The 17109-nt window shown below is 33.9% G+C and carries 13 protein-coding genes; 4 read left to right on the forward strand and 9 right to left on the reverse strand.

Annotated features, from left to right (window positions below; translation table 11 throughout):
* Positions 1-16 precede the first annotated feature (16 nt).
* The 3 genes from RBR53_04210 to RBR53_04220 are packed head-to-tail and all read left to right on the forward strand — an operon-like array spanning position 17 to position 3641.
* Positions 17-1564 carry an acyl-CoA carboxylase subunit beta gene (locus RBR53_04210; protein MDY0131853.1) on the forward strand — a complete coding sequence of 516 codons (1548 nt, stop codon included), beginning with the start codon at positions 17-19 and terminating at the stop codon, positions 1562-1564.
* A gap of 12 nt (positions 1565-1576) precedes the next feature.
* Entirely contained in the window at positions 1577-1822 is a 246-nt protein-coding gene (locus tag RBR53_04215; protein ID MDY0131854.1) for a hypothetical protein, read from the forward strand.
* Positions 1803-3641: a biotin/lipoyl-containing protein gene (locus RBR53_04220; GenBank protein MDY0131855.1), complete on the forward strand. Its 1839-nt coding sequence runs from the start codon at positions 1803-1805 to the stop codon at positions 3639-3641. The genes RBR53_04215 and RBR53_04220 overlap by 20 nt, the downstream gene beginning before the upstream one ends.
* Positions 3642-3938: 297 nt before the next feature.
* On the opposite strand, the gene RBR53_04225 is transcribed toward RBR53_04220, so the two are convergent.
* The 3 genes from RBR53_04225 to RBR53_04235 all read right to left on the reverse strand — a co-directional run bounded on the left by RBR53_04225 (position 3939) and on the right by RBR53_04235 (position 6964).
* Positions 3939-4955 (reverse strand): electron transfer flavoprotein subunit alpha/FixB family protein, encoded by a 1017-nt coding sequence (locus RBR53_04225; protein MDY0131856.1) that lies wholly within the window; start codon positions 4953-4955, stop codon positions 3939-3941.
* Positions 4956-4967: 12 nt separating this feature from the next.
* Entirely contained in the window at positions 4968-5750 is a 783-nt protein-coding gene (locus RBR53_04230; protein ID MDY0131857.1) for an electron transfer flavoprotein subunit beta/FixA family protein, read from the reverse strand.
* 68 nt (positions 5751-5818) lie between these two features.
* Positions 5819-6964, reverse strand: coding sequence for an acyl-CoA dehydrogenase family protein (locus RBR53_04235; protein ID MDY0131858.1), 1146 nt, complete (start codon positions 6962-6964; stop codon positions 5819-5821).
* 427 nt (positions 6965-7391) lie between these two features.
* Here RBR53_04235 and RBR53_04240 point away from each other — a divergent pair, with 427 nt between their 5' ends.
* A complete protein-coding gene (locus tag RBR53_04240; protein ID MDY0131859.1) occupies positions 7392-9413 on the forward strand; it encodes an FAD-dependent oxidoreductase in 2022 nt (673 codons plus the stop codon).
* Between the two features lie 68 nt (positions 9414-9481).
* Here the strand turns inward: RBR53_04240 and RBR53_04245 are convergent, their stop codons facing one another.
* From RBR53_04245 to RBR53_04270, 6 genes are all read right to left on the reverse strand, one after another.
* Positions 9482-10660 carry an ATP-grasp domain-containing protein gene (locus RBR53_04245; GenBank protein ID MDY0131860.1) on the reverse strand — a complete coding sequence of 393 codons (1179 nt, stop codon included), beginning with the start codon at positions 10658-10660 and terminating at the stop codon, positions 9482-9484.
* Positions 10632-12140 carry a BCCT family transporter gene (locus tag RBR53_04250; GenBank protein ID MDY0131861.1) on the reverse strand — a complete coding sequence of 503 codons (1509 nt, stop codon included), beginning with the start codon at positions 12138-12140 and terminating at the stop codon, positions 10632-10634. The genes RBR53_04245 and RBR53_04250 overlap by 29 nt, the downstream gene beginning before the upstream one ends.
* A 14-nt stretch (positions 12141-12154) precedes the next feature.
* Positions 12155-12943 (reverse strand): universal stress protein, encoded by a 789-nt coding sequence (locus tag RBR53_04255; protein ID MDY0131862.1) that lies wholly within the window; start codon positions 12941-12943, stop codon positions 12155-12157.
* An 81-nt stretch (positions 12944-13024) separates the two neighbouring features.
* Positions 13025-15946 carry a PAS domain S-box protein gene (locus RBR53_04260; GenBank protein ID MDY0131863.1) on the reverse strand — a complete coding sequence of 974 codons (2922 nt, stop codon included), beginning with the start codon at positions 15944-15946 and terminating at the stop codon, positions 13025-13027.
* A 12-nt stretch (positions 15947-15958) separates the two neighbouring features.
* Positions 15959-16444 carry an ABC transporter substrate-binding protein gene (locus RBR53_04265; GenBank protein MDY0131864.1) on the reverse strand — a complete coding sequence of 162 codons (486 nt, stop codon included), beginning with the start codon at positions 16442-16444 and terminating at the stop codon, positions 15959-15961.
* A 121-nt stretch (positions 16445-16565) separates the two neighbouring features.
* Entirely contained in the window at positions 16566-17039 is a 474-nt protein-coding gene (locus tag RBR53_04270; protein ID MDY0131865.1) for an ABC transporter substrate-binding protein, read from the reverse strand.
* Positions 17040-17109 lie beyond the last annotated feature (70 nt).

The following is a 17109-nucleotide window of genomic DNA, read 5'->3' on the forward strand; positions in this document are numbered from 1 at the left end:
ATTTAAAGGTAAATAAATGAATACAGATCCAATGGAGACTTTAAGGGAAAAAAGAAAAATTTCTCTTCAAATGGGAGGAAAAAAAGCTCTTGAATCTCAAAAGTCAAAAGGCAAGCTCAATGCAAGACAAAGACTGGCTCTTTTTTTTGATAAGGACACTTTTGAAGAAACAGACAGGTTCGCTTCCCATAGATCCACTAACTTTGGAATGGAAAATATAAAAATTTCAGGAGACGGAGTAGTAACAGGCCACGGTCTTGTAAATGGCCGTCCTGTTTTTGCCTATGCCCAGGATTTTACTTCAATGGCAGGAAGTCTTGGAGAAGTTCATTCAAAAAAAATATGTAAGATTATGGATCTTGCTTTGAAATCAGGGGTTCCCTTTGTAGGTTTTAATGATTCAGGTGGGGCAAGAATTCAGGAGGGAATAGATTCTCTTGCCGGTTTTGGAGAGATTTTTTTTAGAAACAGTGCAGCTTCAGGAGTAATACCTCAGATTTCGGCAATTATGGGGCCAACAGCAGGAGGGGCAGTTTATTCTCCGGCAATGACAGACTTTGTGTTTATGGTTAAAAAAACAAGCTATATGTTTATAACAGGGCCAGATGTTGTAAAGTCAGTTACAGGTGAGGAAACTGACTTTGAAACCCTGGGTGGAGCAGATGCACATTGTACAAAAAGTGGAGTTTCTCATTTTGGATGTGAAAGTGATGAAGATGCAATAGAAAAAATAAAAGAACTTTTGTCCTACCTTCCTTCCAATAATATGGAAGATCCTCCTCTAAGTGGAAAAAGATATTTTGATCCAAAAAAAGCAATGATGCTTGACAGTTTTATCCCTGAAAAACCCAATGCCCCTTATGATATGAAGGAGATAATAAAAAGCATATTTGATAACCATGAGTTTTTTGAACCCCATGAATTTTTTGGTCCGAATATAATAACCTGTTTTGCAAGACTTGATGGAAAACCTGTTGGAATAATAGCAAATCAGCCTCTTTATCTTGCAGGATGCCTTGATATAGATTCTTCTGACAAAGCTGCCAGATTTATAAGATTTTGTGATTGTTTTAATTTTCCTATAATTACTATTGCAGATGTTCCCGGATTTCTTCCAGGCACAGGTCAGGAATGGGGTGGGATAATAAGACACGGGGCAAAAATGCTCTGGAGTTATTCAGAAGCAACTGTTCCAAAACTTCTTCTTATAACAAGAAAAAATTACGGGGGAGCTTATATTGCAATGAGTTCCAAACATCTTGGAGCTGATCTTGTTTTTGCATGGCCAGGAGCTGAAATTGCTGTAATGGGAGCAGCAGGAGCAGCAGAAATCATTCACAGGAAATCAATAAAAGCTTCTGAAAATCCTGAAGAAGAAAGACAGAAAAAAATAAAGGAATATCAGGAGCTGTTTTCAAATCCATATATTGCAGCATCAAGGGGTTATGTTGATGATGTTATTTTTCCTTCTGAAACAAGGGAGAAACTAGTTAAAAGCTTGAATATTCTTATGACTAAAAAAGAGACAAGGCCGTTTAAAAAACACGGAAACATTCCTCTTTAAGGATAATAAATTATGGAAAATGAAGAAAAAGCTGCGGCAATAGCGGCTGTAATGGAATATCTGAGGATATTTAAAATATCTTTACCCAAAAAATTCTTTAAGCCAAAAACAGTGCCTTTAAAGGAAAAAAATCTCTGGAAAAAAAGCGGGCGAAGGCTTTTGATGAAAAAAAGACAGCTTATGCAAATGAGAGTTCTGTCCTGCAAAAACAGAAAATATTTATTTAATGGAGATTCAATTGGAATTTATAAAGACTAATTTTCTAAGGCTTACAGATGTTTCTCTTTCAGGGTGCATCAACCCTTATTCGGGAAAGCCATTCAAAACAGATGATATATTGGGTACAATTCCTTTTTTTGATGAAGTGGGGTTTGATTCACTGGAAATCAGCGGGCCTGAAACTTTTTACCCTGTTATTAAATATTTAGGAGAAAATCCTTTTAAAAGAGTTGAGCGGATAAAAAAATATCTTAAAAAAACTCCTTCAATGATGAAAATTTCAGGAATTCATCTTACAGGGAAAAACAGATGCTCAAATTATATAATTGAAGAGTTTATAAAAAAATCCTGTGACTGCGGTATAGACATATTTAAACTTTATGATCCTTTAAATCTTTTTTCAAATATGGATTGTGCAATCAATCAAATTGAAAAATCAAAAGCTGAACTAAGGGGTTGTCTTTTAATTCAAGATGATTTTTTGGAAAAAGATATAAAGGATCTTTTGAATAAAGCATTGGATTTTCAAAAAAATGGTGCTTCAAGTCTTTGTATTGAAGATTCTGAAGGTTTTGTTCATCCTGATAAAGTTTTTGAAATTGTTAAAAGGGTTAAGAAAAAAGTTAAAATTCCTGTTCATTTTTCAGCAAAAAACAATGGAGGATTAGCCTCTATTTCAAGTTTTAATGCTTTTGAATCAGGAGCCTATTCAGTGGAAACAGCCTTGTCTTCGTTTGCCTCTCCAATGGATTATTCTTTTCCTGAGTTTTTTTGGTCAATGTTTGAAAAAAAATGGAAAAAATTTAACATAAAAACTGAAAGCCTCATTGATATAAAAAATACAATGGATAAGCTGGTTCATGAAAAAAACAGGTATTCAGGCGATTCTTTGCTGCCTTTTTCTGATCCCGAGCTTGTTTATTATAAAGTTACAAAATCAGTAAAAAATAGTTTGGAAGATGAATTAAAGGAACTGGGTTTTGAAGATAAAAAAAAAGAAGCTTTGGATTTGGTAAATCAGATAAAAAAAGACCTTGGCTCATTTCCTTTTGTTAATCCTTTTGATTCAATGGTTGTTACTCAGGCTGTAAACAATCTTATTTTTGATGATGATGTTAATTCGTATAAAATTGTTTCAGATCAGGTAAAGGCCCATTGTCTTGATGTAAATGGCAGACTTCCAGAAATTGTTGTAAAAAACTTTCCCAAACCCCTAAAAAAAATCCGCAGTATTAAAAAATTTGATTGCGTTTTTTCAGAAGAAATTAATTTTTTTGAAAATGGGATAAATTTAAGCTCTGAAAAAATTATTGAGCTTATTTTGCCGGATATAAAAAATAAAAAATATGATTTGGACAAGTATCCTGAAAAAACTTCAAATCTGCAAAAATTCAATGTGTTTATAAATAACAATCTTTATGAAGTTGAAGTAGATATTGATGATGAATTTTTTAACCCTGTGATATATAAAAAAGAAGCTGAAGTACCAAAGCCCCAAACTAAGGCATTTGTTGAGCAAGATAAAGAAGTTGAAACAATTGAACAAGAGCAAAAAAGAAAGCAGGAAATAAAAAAAGAACCAGTCAAAGAAGTTGAAAAAAGTGGGCCTGAAAAAAAAGATAAAATATTGGAAGGTCATGAAATTTGCAATATTTTGGCTCCAATGCCCGGAACTGTATTTAGTATTGAAAAACAGGAGAATGAGGAGGTAAAACCCGGAGATCCTCTTATTGTAATTGAGGCAATGAAAATGGAAAATCCTATTTTATCTCAAAAAAAAGGGGTTGTTCAAAATATTTTCTTTAAAAAAGGGGATACGGTTTCAAAAAATGATTTGCTGATGACTCTTTCATTTTGAAAAATTAATTTGAGTGTAAGATTATTTGCTTTGCTTAATTTTTTTTAGGTAATTATCATTTGGGAACAATTGTTAAAAGTTCTTTGTTTTACACAGAGGTAGTTTTTTATTTAAATCTGAGCTTGTTTTATTTTAAAGTTTACCCATGAAAAATTGTGTCAGGTTATAGTTGTTTATACACTATTTAATTTAATACAAAAGATGTGGAGAAATTGAAAACCCTCAAATCAGGTTGAAAAGTATTTATCATAATATTAATGAAAAAAAGCCGGATTAAAAAAACCCGGCTTTAAATTTTTAAGCTTTGTATTTTTGAATTTCTTTGATTATTGCAGGAAGAATTACTTTTGCATCACCAGCAATCCCAAGATTTGCAAACTTGAATATTTCAGCGTTTGGATCTTTGTTAATTGCAATTGTGTATTTTGCGTTTGTAATACCTGTGGTGTGCTGAACAGTACCACTGATTCCGCATGGAATATAAAGCTCTGGGCGGATATTTTTACCGGTCTGACCAACCTGAACTTCATGGTCGATTAAATGTTTTTCAACACATGGTCTTGAACCGCCTATTTTAGCATCAAGAAGTTTTGCAAGTTCCTTGATGTATTCAACGCTTTCAGGATCACTTGCACCAATACCCATTCCTATAACTTTTGCAGCATCTTCAATTTTGTCGCCTTCATGTTCTTTTTCAATGCTTTCAAGAATTCTGACTTTGATCTGGTCTGCTTTTATTTCAACAGGAATATTTATAATTTCGCCTTTTCTTGAAGCATCAGCTTCTGGAACAGCCATAACCCCGGGTCTTACTGTGGACATCTGGGGTCTGTGGTCAGGGCAGATGATTGTTGCCATAACGTTTCCGCCAAAAGCAGGTCTTGTGGAAATAAGAAGACGTTTTTCTTCATCTATATCAAGTTCTGTGCAGTCAGCAGTACAGCCTGTGTTCAGTCTGAATGAAACTCTTGGGGTAAGATCTCTTCCTATTGCAGAAGCACCTATAATAAGAATTTCAGGTTTTTCCTCATTTGCCTTGTTGCAGATTATGTCTGTGTAAAGCTCTGTGCGGTAATCTTTAAGCTCTGGATCTTCAGCCAGATAAACTTTATCTGCTCCGTATGCAATAAGAGTTTCTGCAGAAGTTTTTACATTGTCTCCTATAAGAAAGGCAATGAGTTCAACACCCAGCTTGTTTGCAAGCTTTTTTCCCTCGCCGAGCATTTCCAGGGAGACTTTGGCAAGTTTGCCGTTATTTTGCTCGGCAAATACCCAAACATTTTTATGTTCTTCGATATTAGCTTTTGTAGCCATTTATTTCACCTTTTATATAAGAAATTTCTCGTTAAGTTTGTCAGCCACCTGGCGGGCTATTTCTTCAGGGGTTCCTTCAAGCATCTGAACCTTTCCTTTTTCAATCTTTGGAGAAAACACCTTTCTAAGTTTTGTAGGTGATCCCTTAAGACCAAGATGAACCAGGTCAGCGTCAACATCGGCTGCTTCCCATACAGGAATTTCTTTTTCAAAGGCTTCAAGAATTTTATCCATTGGTGTTACCCTGTAATCGTTGATTTCTTTTTCAACTGTTATAAGGGCAGGAAGGTCTGCTTCAATTTTACGTTCAACATCACCAAGTTTTTGCTGAATTTGAATTGTTTTTCCGTCTGACTCTATTCCAAGAGCATAGGAAAGAAGGGGAAGTTTAAGATATTCAGCTAATTGTGGTCCAACCTGGGCTGTGTTTCCATCCATTGCTTCAACACCTGAAATTATAAGGTCATAATCGCCTATTTTCTGAATGGCACATCCAAGGGCGTATGAAGTTGCCCAGGTATCGGCACCAGCAAATTTTCTGTCTGTAAGCTGGATTACTTCGTCTGCTCCCATGCAAAGTGCTTCTCTTAAAGCACTTTTAACCTGTCCTGGACCCATGGAAATAACAATAATTTCTCCGCCATGCTTTTCTTTAAGCTGAAGAGCTGCTTCCAGGGCATGTTTGTCCACAGGGTTTATTATAGTTGGAAGGCCTGCTCTTATAAGAGAGCCGTCCGCATCCCATTTTACTTTTGTAACGTTTGGGACCTGTTTGATAGTTACAATAATTTTCATTTTATTTCCTCTTGTCCGTATATCTCGGTTCACTGGCAAATGCCGGTGAAAATTTTAGCCTGGTTAAATTATTTGGTCATAAGAGCTGTCATACCAACTATTGTTTTGTTGATTTCAAGACTGGAGGCAACCACACCTTGGTGCATTGCAATCCTGAAAAGCTTTTCAATCAAATATTCTTTGGAGTATCCGTATGAGCCGTGGAACTGAACGCCCATTCTTGTAACTTCTTGAATAAGAGGTGTTGTAAAGATTTTTACTTCAGCGGAAACAGTATCAAAGTTTTTGCCTGCATCCTGTCTTGTAACAGCATTGTAAACCATAAGTCTGCACGCATCGACCTTAACTTTCATTTCTCCAAGCATCCAGTAAAAGCCCTGCATATATCCCATTGGCATTCCGTTTACAATTCTTTGAAGGGAATACTTTTTTGATTCTTCAAATGCTCTTTGACCAACGCCTACCATTCCTGCTGCCTGCTGAATTCTTTCTCCTGAAATCCATCTTAGAAGAACGTTGAATCCCTCTCCGGGCTTACCAAGAATATTTTCTTTGGGAACCCTTACGTCGTTGAAATAAATATCGCAGGTATCAGCACCGTCAAGACCTGTAAGTTCATAATGTCCTGAGCAGCTTATTCCAGGTGAATTTTTGTCGATGATAAATGCTGTTGAGTCATGGGGCTGTCCTGCAAGAGAAAGGTCTTTGCAAATAAAAACACCGTATCCAGGCTTGTTTGCCATACTGATAAAGCGTTTGCATCCATTTATGATAAAGTCGTCTCCATCAGGTTTTGCAGTAGTTGTAAGCATTTTAGGGTCAGAACCGGTGTCTGGCTCTGTAAAAGCCATGGTTGCCCAGGCAGAACCATCACAAAGAGGTGGAACAACTCTTTTTTTCAATTCTTCACTGCCCCAGTGACAAATTGTTTCTGCAACACTATTGTTCATAAGAAGGGGCAGAAAGCATGTGGAACCTGTTTTACCAAATTCTTCAATAAGTAGAATCAGGTTCAGGTTGGTGGTTTCAAGTCCGCCATATTCTTTGGGAACATCGAAACCAAGCATGCTTGCTTTTGCAAATCTTTCAAGAAGGTCGGGAGGATAATCTCCGTGTTCGGCCATATATGCATCAATTTCTGGAACTCTGCGTTCACAAAAATCTTTTCCTGCCTTTATGACCATTTTGTTGATTGGTGAAAGAGTGAAATCCATTTTGTCCTTTCCTTAAACCTTAAGGTTGATATTTTGCGGATAAGCGAAAACTGATTTTTTAAAAGCTTTGAAGGGGTTAAAGCTTAAGTTTATATATTTTAAAAGATAGTTTCCGTCCAATTCCAAATTTAATGTTTGTATACAAACTATCAGGATACAATAAAAAGGCAAAACATTTTTTTAACTTTTTACAATAACATTGAAAGCTGTGAAAAAAAACAAGTGTTTTTGTTTTTTAGATAGATTTTTAAATCCAAAATTTACTTTAACCTTTACTTGACACTTTTCACTTGGGAATCGCTATCAAAATTATTAAAAGAATACAATATCAATTATTTAAAAATTTAGTTTGCATACGAACTAGTTTTTTTGTATTATTTACCAAGTTGAATTTTCACTATCTTCACACTAAAACATGAGGGAAATTATGACAAAATTATATTTGCAGAAAGATCCGCTTTTTGCTCCCGTAAAAATTGGAAAACTTGAACTTGAAAACAGGATTTATCTTCCTGCCATGCATCTTGGAATGGCAGATAATTTTGAAGTTACCCAAAGACTTGAAGATTTTTACCATGAGCGTGCCCTTGGAGGAGCAGGGCTTATTTGTGTAGGATATGCCACAATAGATGATAAATCAGGTAATGTTTTAAATATTGGTGCCCATAAAGATGAATTTATTCCGGGTCTTAAAAGACTTTCTGATTCAATAAAAAACGGCGGTTCAAAATCCTGTATTCAACTTAACCATTCAGGAAGATATAATTTTTCTTTTTTTATAGGAAACAGGCCTGCTGTTGCACCTTCAGCAATTGCAAGCAAAATGACAGGAGAAACTCCCCATCCTCTTAGTGAGGAAGAAATCTTAGAAATAGTTGAAAATTTTGGAAAAGCTGCAAAAAGATGTAAAGATGCAGGTTTTGATGCTGTTGAGGTTTTAAATGGGACCGGCTATCTTATAAGTGCGTTTTTATCTCCTCTTACAAATAAAAGAACTGACAAATATGGCGGAAGCCTTGAAAACAGAATGAGATTTGGACTTGAAGTAATGCAGTCTGTCAGAAACTATGTTGGTAAGGATTATCCGGTTCTTGCAAGAATAAACGGTAATGACATGATGCCAGGCGGTCAGGACAGACACGAACTTAAAATTTATGCAAAGCTTTTAGCTGATAAAAAACTTGTTGATTCAATTTGTATAAATGTTGGGTGGCATGAAGGAGTTGTTCCCCAGATTCAGGCTCTTGTTCCCAGGGCAGCTTTTGGATATCTTACAAGGGAAATGAAAGAAATTTTGGATATTCCCGTAATCGCAAGCCATAGAATAAATGATCCTCAAACAGCAAGGGAACTTATAGCAGATGAAATCTGTGACATGGTTGCCATGGGAAGAAGTCTTATAGCTGATCCTTATCTTCCAAAAAAGGCAAAGGAAGGAAGAGAAAAGGAAATCATTCATTGTATTGCCTGTGCTCAAGGTTGTTTTGATAATCTCATGAAGCTTAAAGCTGTTGAATGTTTATGTAATCCAAGGGCTTCTTATGAAAGGGAAACAAAAATTGAAAAATCAGACTTTGTAAAAAAAGTAATGGTTATAGGAGGCGGAGCAGCAGGAATGAGTGCAGCCCTTTCAGCCTTTGAAAGAGGCCATGATGTTACACTTTATGAATCTTCAGACAAGCTTGGAGGACAGCTTTTTTTAGCAGCGGCCCCTCCTGGAAGAGCTGAATTTGAAGAACTTGCCAAAGATCTTGATTATCAGATAAGGATGAAAAATATAAAAGTAAATTTTAATACAATAGTAGATGAAGAATTAATAAAAAAAGAAAATCCAGATCATATAATTCTTGCAACGGGAGCAAAGCCTTTATCTCCTCCAATTGAAGGAGCAGACAAGCCCCATGTTGTTCAGGCCTGGGATGTCTTGGACAAAAAAGTTTTCACCGGAACAAATGTTGTTGTCATAGGAGGCGGAGCCGTTGGTGTTGAAACCGCAATTTTTCTTGGAGAAAGCGGAGCCATGTCTTCTGATATTGTAAAATTTCTTCTTGTAAATAAAGCTGAAGATCCTGAAGTAATAAGACAAAGAGCTTCAAAAGGCACAAAAAATATTACTCTTATAGAAATGACAGATAATATTGGAAAAGACATTGGAAAAACAACAAGATGGACAATGATTCAGGAAATTGAAAGAATTGGAATAAAAACAGGAGTTCAGACAAAAGCCCTTAAAATTGAAGATGACAGGGTAATTGTCGAAACATCTGAAGGAAAAGAAGAAATTTGGGCAGATTCTGTTGTTCTTGCAGCTGGTTCAAAATCTGAGAATTCCCTTTTGAAAATAATTGAAAACCTTGAAATTCCTTTTGATTGTGTGGGGGACAGTAAAAACATAGGTCTTGCTTTTCATGCTGTTCACCAGGGGTTTAGAGCTGGTATGAAAATATAAATTATTAAACTCTTTATTCATTATATTTCAGCAGTTTTGGGGATTAATCCAAAACTGCTAAAATATTTTTAAACCTCAATAAACTCATTAAGGGTAGAATTAAGAAGATAAAAAATTTCTTCCATTTTATCCTTGTTAGATTCAGCAAAAATAAATCCAAAAACAGGGTAAATTTTATAATCAATTTTTCTGTATTCTAAAACAGAAGAAAGACCTTTTAAAAGTTTATCATGATCAAATGATTTTATTTTAGAAGTTTCAACCCCGGTTGAATTATCAAGAACAATAATTGAAAAGATTTTGTCTTTTTTATTCTTTAAAATTTCATTCCAATCGGGTTTTTTATTGAGAAAATAATATTCATAAGGGTTAAATTTGTATGAATAATAAGTCATATCAGCTGTTGAACACCAGCCGCCAAACCTCATGGGATTTATTTCCACTGGAATAATATTGTTGTTTTTGTCTTTTTTTAGTTCTGCATGAACAGGAAAATTTTTAATTTTTGCAAGTTTTCCTGTTTTTTCAAGAAAGAGGGTAAACTCTTTTATATTTTCTTCAATTATTTCCTTTGAAGTTATGTAAACCCTGTCGCTGACATCATTATCACCTGAAAAAAGGTGTTTGTGAATTCCAACAATTACAGGCTTTCCATTGTTATCAAAATAGGCATCAACAGCATATTCATCTCCTAAAGCTTCTTTTTCAACTATAAAAGAGTCGGTTGCCATAACTTCAGGAGGGTAAATATTTTCAAGGTGTTTAATTTCATTTTTAAGTTTGCTAAGAACTTCAGGCCATTTTTCTTTATCCGGAACCTTATATACCCCCATACTGAAAAAACCTGTTGAAGGTTTTAATATAACTGGAAATTCAAATTCTGAAAGGTCTGTATCAAAAAGATTAGCAAATTTTATTTCTTTGAAAAAATAATTGGGATAATTTTCTTTAACAAGATTTCTAAATTTAGCCTTGTTTTTAAATAGATCAATTTTTTCACCCAAATTTGTAAAATCAAGGTTTTTATTTATCCAGCCTATGGTGTTTTCAGAAGTTGTATAAATGGAAAAATCTTTTGTTTTTTGTATAAAACTTACAGCATCTTTTGTGGATAGGCTTTTGTTTTTAAAATTAAAACTTTTATCTTCTGAAAGATCTGCAAAGGGAAAATTGTTTTTAATAATTGTGTCTTTTAAAAGTTTTGAAACATAGGGTTTATCAACCAGGATCATGGGTTTTTCTTTCATATTTTAATTCATAGTTAAAAGCTTTTATAAGGGAAACACAAAGTAAAAGCAAAATAAGGGTAAAGGGAAGGGCAGCAGCAATTGACATTTTCTGCAAAGCTCCAAGTCCTCCTGAAACAAGAAGAACCGAGGCTACAAGAGACTGGGTAATTCCCCATGAAAGCTTTTTAGCCACAGGTGGATTGAAGTTTCCATTGGATGTCATCATGGCAAGAACAAAGGTTGCAGAGTCAGCTGATGTTATGAAAAATACAGAAAGAAGTAAAACTGCAAGAATTGAAAGTCCCATTCCAAAGGGATAATAATTAAAAAGTTTGAATAAAACAATTGAGATATCTGCCACTGCAGTTGAAGCAATATCTTGTCCCATTTCAATTTGAATATAAAGAGCAGCCCCTCCAAAAATTGAAAACCATACAAAGGTTAAAAGGGTGGGAACAAGAAGCAATCCAAAAGCAAATTCTTTAATTGTTCTTCCCCTTGAAATACTTGCCACAAAAAGTCCTACAAAAGGAGACCAGGCAATCCACCATGCCCAGTAAAAAACTGTCCATGATTTTGTCCATTCATATCCTTCAAAAGGATGGAGATTAAGACTCATTGAAACAAGGGATGACAAATAATTTCCAAGGGTTGAGGTAAATACATTTAAAATATATGAGGTAGGTCCGGCAATGAACATAAATAAAATCAAAATTAAAAGGATTATTATATTTGCTTTGCTTAAAATCTGAATTCCTTTGGAAAGTCCTGTAATGCTTGACATTATAAAGAAAAAAGTAACAACAGCAATTATTAAAAGAGTATACTTTATTTCATTTGGAAGACCAAAAACTTCTGTAAGACCTGAATGAATCTGCATTGCTCCAAGCCCAAGAGAAGTTGAAATTCCAAAAACAGTGGCAAAAACAGCAAGAACATCTATGGTTTTTCCTGGAATTCCAAATATTTTATCTCCAATAAGAGGGTAAAAGCAGCTTGAAATAAGGGGTCGCATTCCCCTTCTAAAAGAAAAATACGCAATTCCAAGGCTCATCACAATATAAACTGCCCAGGGATGAAATCCCCAGTGAAAAAAAGAATATTTCATTGCAAACATTGCAGCTGCACCAGATTTTGAATCAAGATAGTCAGGAGGATTTTGGAAATGATTAAGTGGTTCAGCTACTCCCCAGAAAATAAGCCCTATTCCCATTCCTGCGGCAAAAAGCATGCTTATCCAGCCAAAGTATGTAAATTGTGGTTTTTCCTCATCTTTTCCAAGTTTTATTTCCTTGTATGGGCCCATTGCCAGAAAAAGAGCAAAAACAAGGAAAATAAATGTTGATAAAAGATATGCCCATCCACAGTTTTCTATTATCCACAAATGAATTTCAGATGAAAAAACATCAAGTTTTTCAGGAACAAAAAAACCAAAACCAACCAAGGTTAAGGTAATTATAAGTGAAACAATAAAAACGCTGTTGTTTTTTAATTTCATAATTATCTCTTTTTTTATTGAGGAGGAATTATTAATACAGAACAATGACTGTTTTGGGATACGGCTTCAGCAGCACTTCCAAGGATGGCTGAATAAGAGGAATCAGCATCGTTTTTTCCTATTATAATAAGGTCAGAATCATATTTTTTTGCAAATCTTGGTATAATTTTTCTGGCCTTTCCAACACATGAAAAAATTTCAATTTCTGAAAAGGAGTTAATACAGGAGTTTTTTAAATTTTTAAGTTTTTCCATTACCTTGTTTATTCTGTTTTTTTCAGTTTCTGGGTCAGGAGCTCTTTGGCCTGAATTGATTATTATAAGATGATCAAAAGTGAGTTTGCTCTCTATAATATAGGGAAGAATTTTTGAGTCTATTTTTTCAAATTTTGTTGGAAAAAAAAGCCTGTTGATTTTTTCCGTTTTTTTCCTTGGTGATTTGAAAATAAAAACAGGGGTAGTGGAAAGTCTTATCACATCCTTTGAAATGCTTCCAAAAACAATACGCTTAAGTGTATTTTTTCTTTTCCATAAAAAACAGATAAGCTCAGCTTTGGATGAAACCGCTGTTTTTATTATTTCTGAGGTTTCATCTCCATTTTCCCAGATAGTTTGAACATTGAAATTTTGTTTTTGAAAAATGCTAATGTATGGGCTTATTTTTTTAAGTGATTTTGATTTGGAGGGGTCGATATTTAAAAGCACAATCTCTTTTATTTTTAAAGCATTAAGAAAATTTCCAAATTTTTCAGCTTTTCTAAGGCTTTCGTAACCTGCTATGGGCAGTAATACTTTATTAAACAAAAAACACTCCTTTGAACAAAAATTGAGACCTTTATACTTTAGATAAAAGCTTTAAAAATCATTATCAGTTTTTCAGTGATTTTAATTTTTGTCAAGATAGGTGTTTAAAAGCTTTGCCAGCTCAGATCTTTTAAATGGTTTTGAAATGCTTGAAGTAAAACCATATTTTTTAGGATTTATCATTACAGGGTTTTCAGAATATCCGCTTGCTACAAAAACAGGTGTTTTTTTGTCAAATTTTCTTATTTCAGCAACAATTCCCCTTCCTCCCATTTCTCCTGGAATTGTCAGATCACAAATAACTGCTGATATTTTTGTTTTTGAGTTTATTTTTTCCTTGAAAAATTTAATGGCCTCTTTAGGGCTTTCTTTTAACTCTGAGTCATAACCAAGGGTTTTAACCATGGATGAAATCATTTCAAGAACAAGCTTTTCATCGTCTATAATAAGAATGATTCCTGAGCCGCTGTGGTTTTCTTTAATTTCAAAACTTTTTTGCTCCCTGGTTTTGGTTTCAAAAGAAGGAAGATAAACTTTAAAAACACTACCTTTACCAGGTTCTGATTCAACTTCAATTGTTCCCCCATGTTTTTCAATTATTGAATAACTGGTGGAAAGCCCTATTCCATGTCCTGTTTCTTTAGTTGTAAAAAAAGGGTCAAAAATTTTTGGTTTAATTTTCAGGGGAATTCCACCACCTGTATCTTTAATTGAAATTTTTATATAATTTCCTGGATTAAGTATGGGATGGTTTTTTATAAAAATATTTTCAGATTCAATATCAAGTTCTCCACCTGAAGGCATTGCCTGCTTTGCGTTTATTACAAGGTTGTCAATTACCTGAGCCATTTGATTTTTGTCAAAATTGCAAAAAACATTTTTTTCAGGGAATTTAAAATGACATTTTATGTTTGAACCGCTTAATGCAAATTTAGTTGTTTTTTTAATAAAAGGAAACAAAAGCCCAGGTTCTTTAATAGGAAATCCGCCTTTGGAAAAGGTAAGAAGCTGGCCTGTGAGGCTTTTGGCTCTGTCCATTGCACCCACTGCTTTGTTTAGGAATTTATTAACTTTGGGATCATTTGAAAATATAAGGGCAAGTTCAATATATCCAAAAATTCCAGCTAAAAGGTTGTTGAAATCATGGGCTACTCCTCCTGCAAGAACTCCAAGTGAGTCTAGTTTGGCTGTTTTTACAAGGGCTTCCTGGAGTTTCTTTTTTTCTGTTGTATCCCTGAAAACAAGAACAACTCCTATTGTTTTGTTTTTCCTGTCTTTGATGGGAGCTCCGCTGTCAGCAATAGCCCTTTTTTCTCCTGTTTTTGAAATAAGGGTTGTATGATTTTCAAGTTCAACCATTTCTCCTGTTAAAAGAACCTTTTCAACAGGATTCTCACAGGGAAGGCCTGTTTCTTCATTTATTATATTAAATACTTCAGTAAGTTTTTTATTTTTTGCTTCTTCTTGTTTCCACCCTGTTAATTGTTCTGCAACTTTGTTTACAAGTATAATTTTTCCGTCTGTATCTGTTGTAATAACACCGTCACCAATACTTTTCAGTGTTATAGAAAGTCTTTCCCGTTCGGCTGCAAGTTTTTCCTCATCTATTTTCTTTTTTGTTATATCTTCGCCTGTACCCTGAAAAACTGAAACATTTCCAAGGTTGTCAAAAATTGCCCTGTATGTCCATTTATGCCATCTTAACTTTTTATTTCGACCAATGACCATGTGTTCATTTGTCTGGATGGGTGCTTCAGGTGTTAGCAAAGAAAGGCTTTTAAGTATAAATTTTCCAGTTTTTTCTGGAAGAAGTTTTAAAAAATTTGTTCCAATAATCTCTTTGGGCGATTTTTTAAAATATCTGCAATATTCTTTATTTACAAAAACAATGGTTCCGTCAGCCAAAAAAGAACAGATAAGACTTGGGCTGTCTTCCACAATTCCCATGTATTTTTCACGGCTTTCTCTTAACTCTTTTTCTCTTTCTAGTATTGTATCACGCATTTTTAAAAAACTTTTTTCAAGGGTACCAAGTTCTTCAAAAGTTTCTTTTTTTGAAGATATAAAATTAGTTGTTCCAAGATTTTTTATTGAATCAATTTTTTTTGCAAATCCTGTAATAGGAAGTACAGCTGATTTGTAAATTTTTCTATTGAAAAGAAAAATGAAAATATAAAAAAGAGTTAAAACAAATATAAGAAGTGAAATTCCATAAATTAAAAGAGGGCATAAGATGGAGAATGCCTCTTGTTCCATCACAATAATCCAGTCAGCAGAAGGAATTTTTCCGGCACTGATAAGGTGACATTTTCCATCATCAATTAAAAAGCCTGAAAATGTTTCATTGTTTTTTAATTTTTTTATTATTAGTTTATCTCCGAAATTTGTTCGGGAATTTACAAGGAATCTGTTTGAATGGGAAATAATGTTTCCATAGGAATCTGTTAAAAAAATTCTGCCGTTTTTTATTGAAGAGGTCAGCTTTTTTATATAGTCATCCAATTGTGAAAGGTTTAGCTCTGCAAGAATAAACCCCTTGGATTTTTCAGTTTTTTTTACCATTGCAACAGAGGTCTTGTTTTTCAGGATTGAATAGTAGGGTGAGGTTAAAAAAAAGCTGCTGTTTTTGTTTTTTTTATTTATAAATCCTGAAAAATCCCCTTTAAAAGATTTATAGGGTACAGATCTTATTGTTGTCATATTCTCATCAAGAAGGCAGACTGCATCAAAGGATAATTCTGCTCCTGTAACTTTTTTTATTTTAGTTTCAGCTGAATTATTGGGGTCAAGGTGGAGTTCCACGTGGGTTAGATTATTTTTGCAATTATCAAGGTAGGTTTTTACATGGCGGCCGATATCCTCAGTATAATAAAGCTGAAGCTTTTTTATTTCTTTTACTTCTATACAGGCCCAGAAAAATGAAAAAATAATTATAAATATAGATGCAGGAAAAAGCAGCCATTTAATAAAAAAATCATTTATCATGGTAGAAAGTTTTTTCACTTTACTCTTTCCTTATTCCGGTTGAATTTCCATTATTTTTTCAAAATTTGAGTTTTTGACTTTTAAAATGCTTACAGGAAAAATTGCATCTCCAAACTCAGTAATGGTTAAGTTTCCTTGTAAGGTGTTAAAGTTTTTTATATTCACAAGAGCGTTTTCAAGTCCTTGTTTTTTTCCTTTTGTTTCAATAAGTGCTTTTGCAAGAAGTTTTACGGAATCATATCCTTGTTCAGCTGCAAATGAAGGCTTGTATCCAAACCTGTTGATATAGGTCTCAAGAAAATTGATATAATTTGTTTTTGATTTATCTGTAAACCCTGCTTTTTCAAGAAAAACTCCTTCGACAGACTTTCCTCCTTGCCTTATTAAAGATTCGGTAGCTCCCCAGATGGTAATAAAAATAACCGGTGTTTTTTCCATATAAGTTAAAATTTGAGCAATAGAAGGTGAGGCTCTTGAAGAAGCAACTATTAAAACTCCGTCAAAGTCTTGGGTCAAAAAAACTCTGGGAATTATTTCTCTGATTTCTTCAATTTTGGCTGGTATAGCTATTTCTTTTATAAATGTGTTTTTATTATCAAAACTTGTTAAGAAGTTTTTTGTATAAGGTTTAGTAAAATTAGAGTTGTTTTTTTTGTTTTATAATTAGAAAGTTTTTTAAATTAAAATTGTTTTTGGCAAATTCGCCCAGAGCTTTTGCACTGAAATCAGAACTTCCCTGAATTCTGAAAAACAAATCCTTTTTGTTTGACAATAAAGGTGTTGAGGTCGTGGGGCTTAATAAAACAGTGTTTGATTTTTCAAGAATAGGAAGAGCTGCCATGGTTTGGTCTGAAGTCATATGGCCTATAATTGCAACAACATTTTGTTTGATAAGTTCCTTGTCAGCTTTTATTGCACCTTTTGGAGTTCCTTGATCATCTTTTATTATTAATTTGATTTTTTTTCCTGCAATTCCTCCAGATGAATTTATTTCTTCAAGGGCAAGAATTACTCCATTTCTTCCCTGGATTCCAAGGTCAGAATTTATTCCGGTTAATTGACCTGAAAATCCAATGAGGATTTCTTTTTTTTCGCAGGAAAATAAAAGCAAAAAAACAATAAAAACAAAGGCCTTATTATTTTAAAAAACAAGATGCCCCCTTATAGATAATAAAAAAATG

It is taken from the genome of Desulforegulaceae bacterium, assembly GCA_034006035.1.
Taxonomy (GTDB): Bacteria; Desulfobacterota; Desulfobacteria; order Desulfobacterales; family JACKCP01; genus JACKCP01.

Coding starts and splice junctions, on each gene's coding strand:
- RBR53_04210 (MDY0131853.1), top strand. CDS start 17: ATGAATACAGATCCAATGGAGACTTTAAGGGAAAAAAGAAAAATTTCT.
- RBR53_04215 (MDY0131854.1), top strand. CDS start 1,577: ATGGAAAATGAAGAAAAAGCTGCGGCAATAGCGGCTGTAATGGAATAT.
- RBR53_04225 (MDY0131856.1), bottom strand. CDS start 4,955: ATGGCTACAAAAGCTAATATCGAAGAACATAAAAATGTTTGGGTATTT.
- RBR53_04230 (MDY0131857.1), bottom strand. CDS start 5,750: ATGAAAATTATTGTAACTATCAAACAGGTCCCAAACGTTACAAAAGTA.
- RBR53_04235 (MDY0131858.1), bottom strand. CDS start 6,964: ATGGATTTCACTCTTTCACCAATCAACAAAATGGTCATAAAGGCAGGA.
- RBR53_04240 (MDY0131859.1), top strand. CDS start 7,392: ATGACAAAATTATATTTGCAGAAAGATCCGCTTTTTGCTCCCGTAAAA.
- RBR53_04245 (MDY0131860.1), bottom strand. CDS start 10,660: ATGAAAGAAAAACCCATGATCCTGGTTGATAAACCCTATGTTTCAAAA.
- RBR53_04250 (MDY0131861.1), bottom strand. CDS start 12,140: ATGAAATTAAAAAACAACAGCGTTTTTATTGTTTCACTTATAATTACC.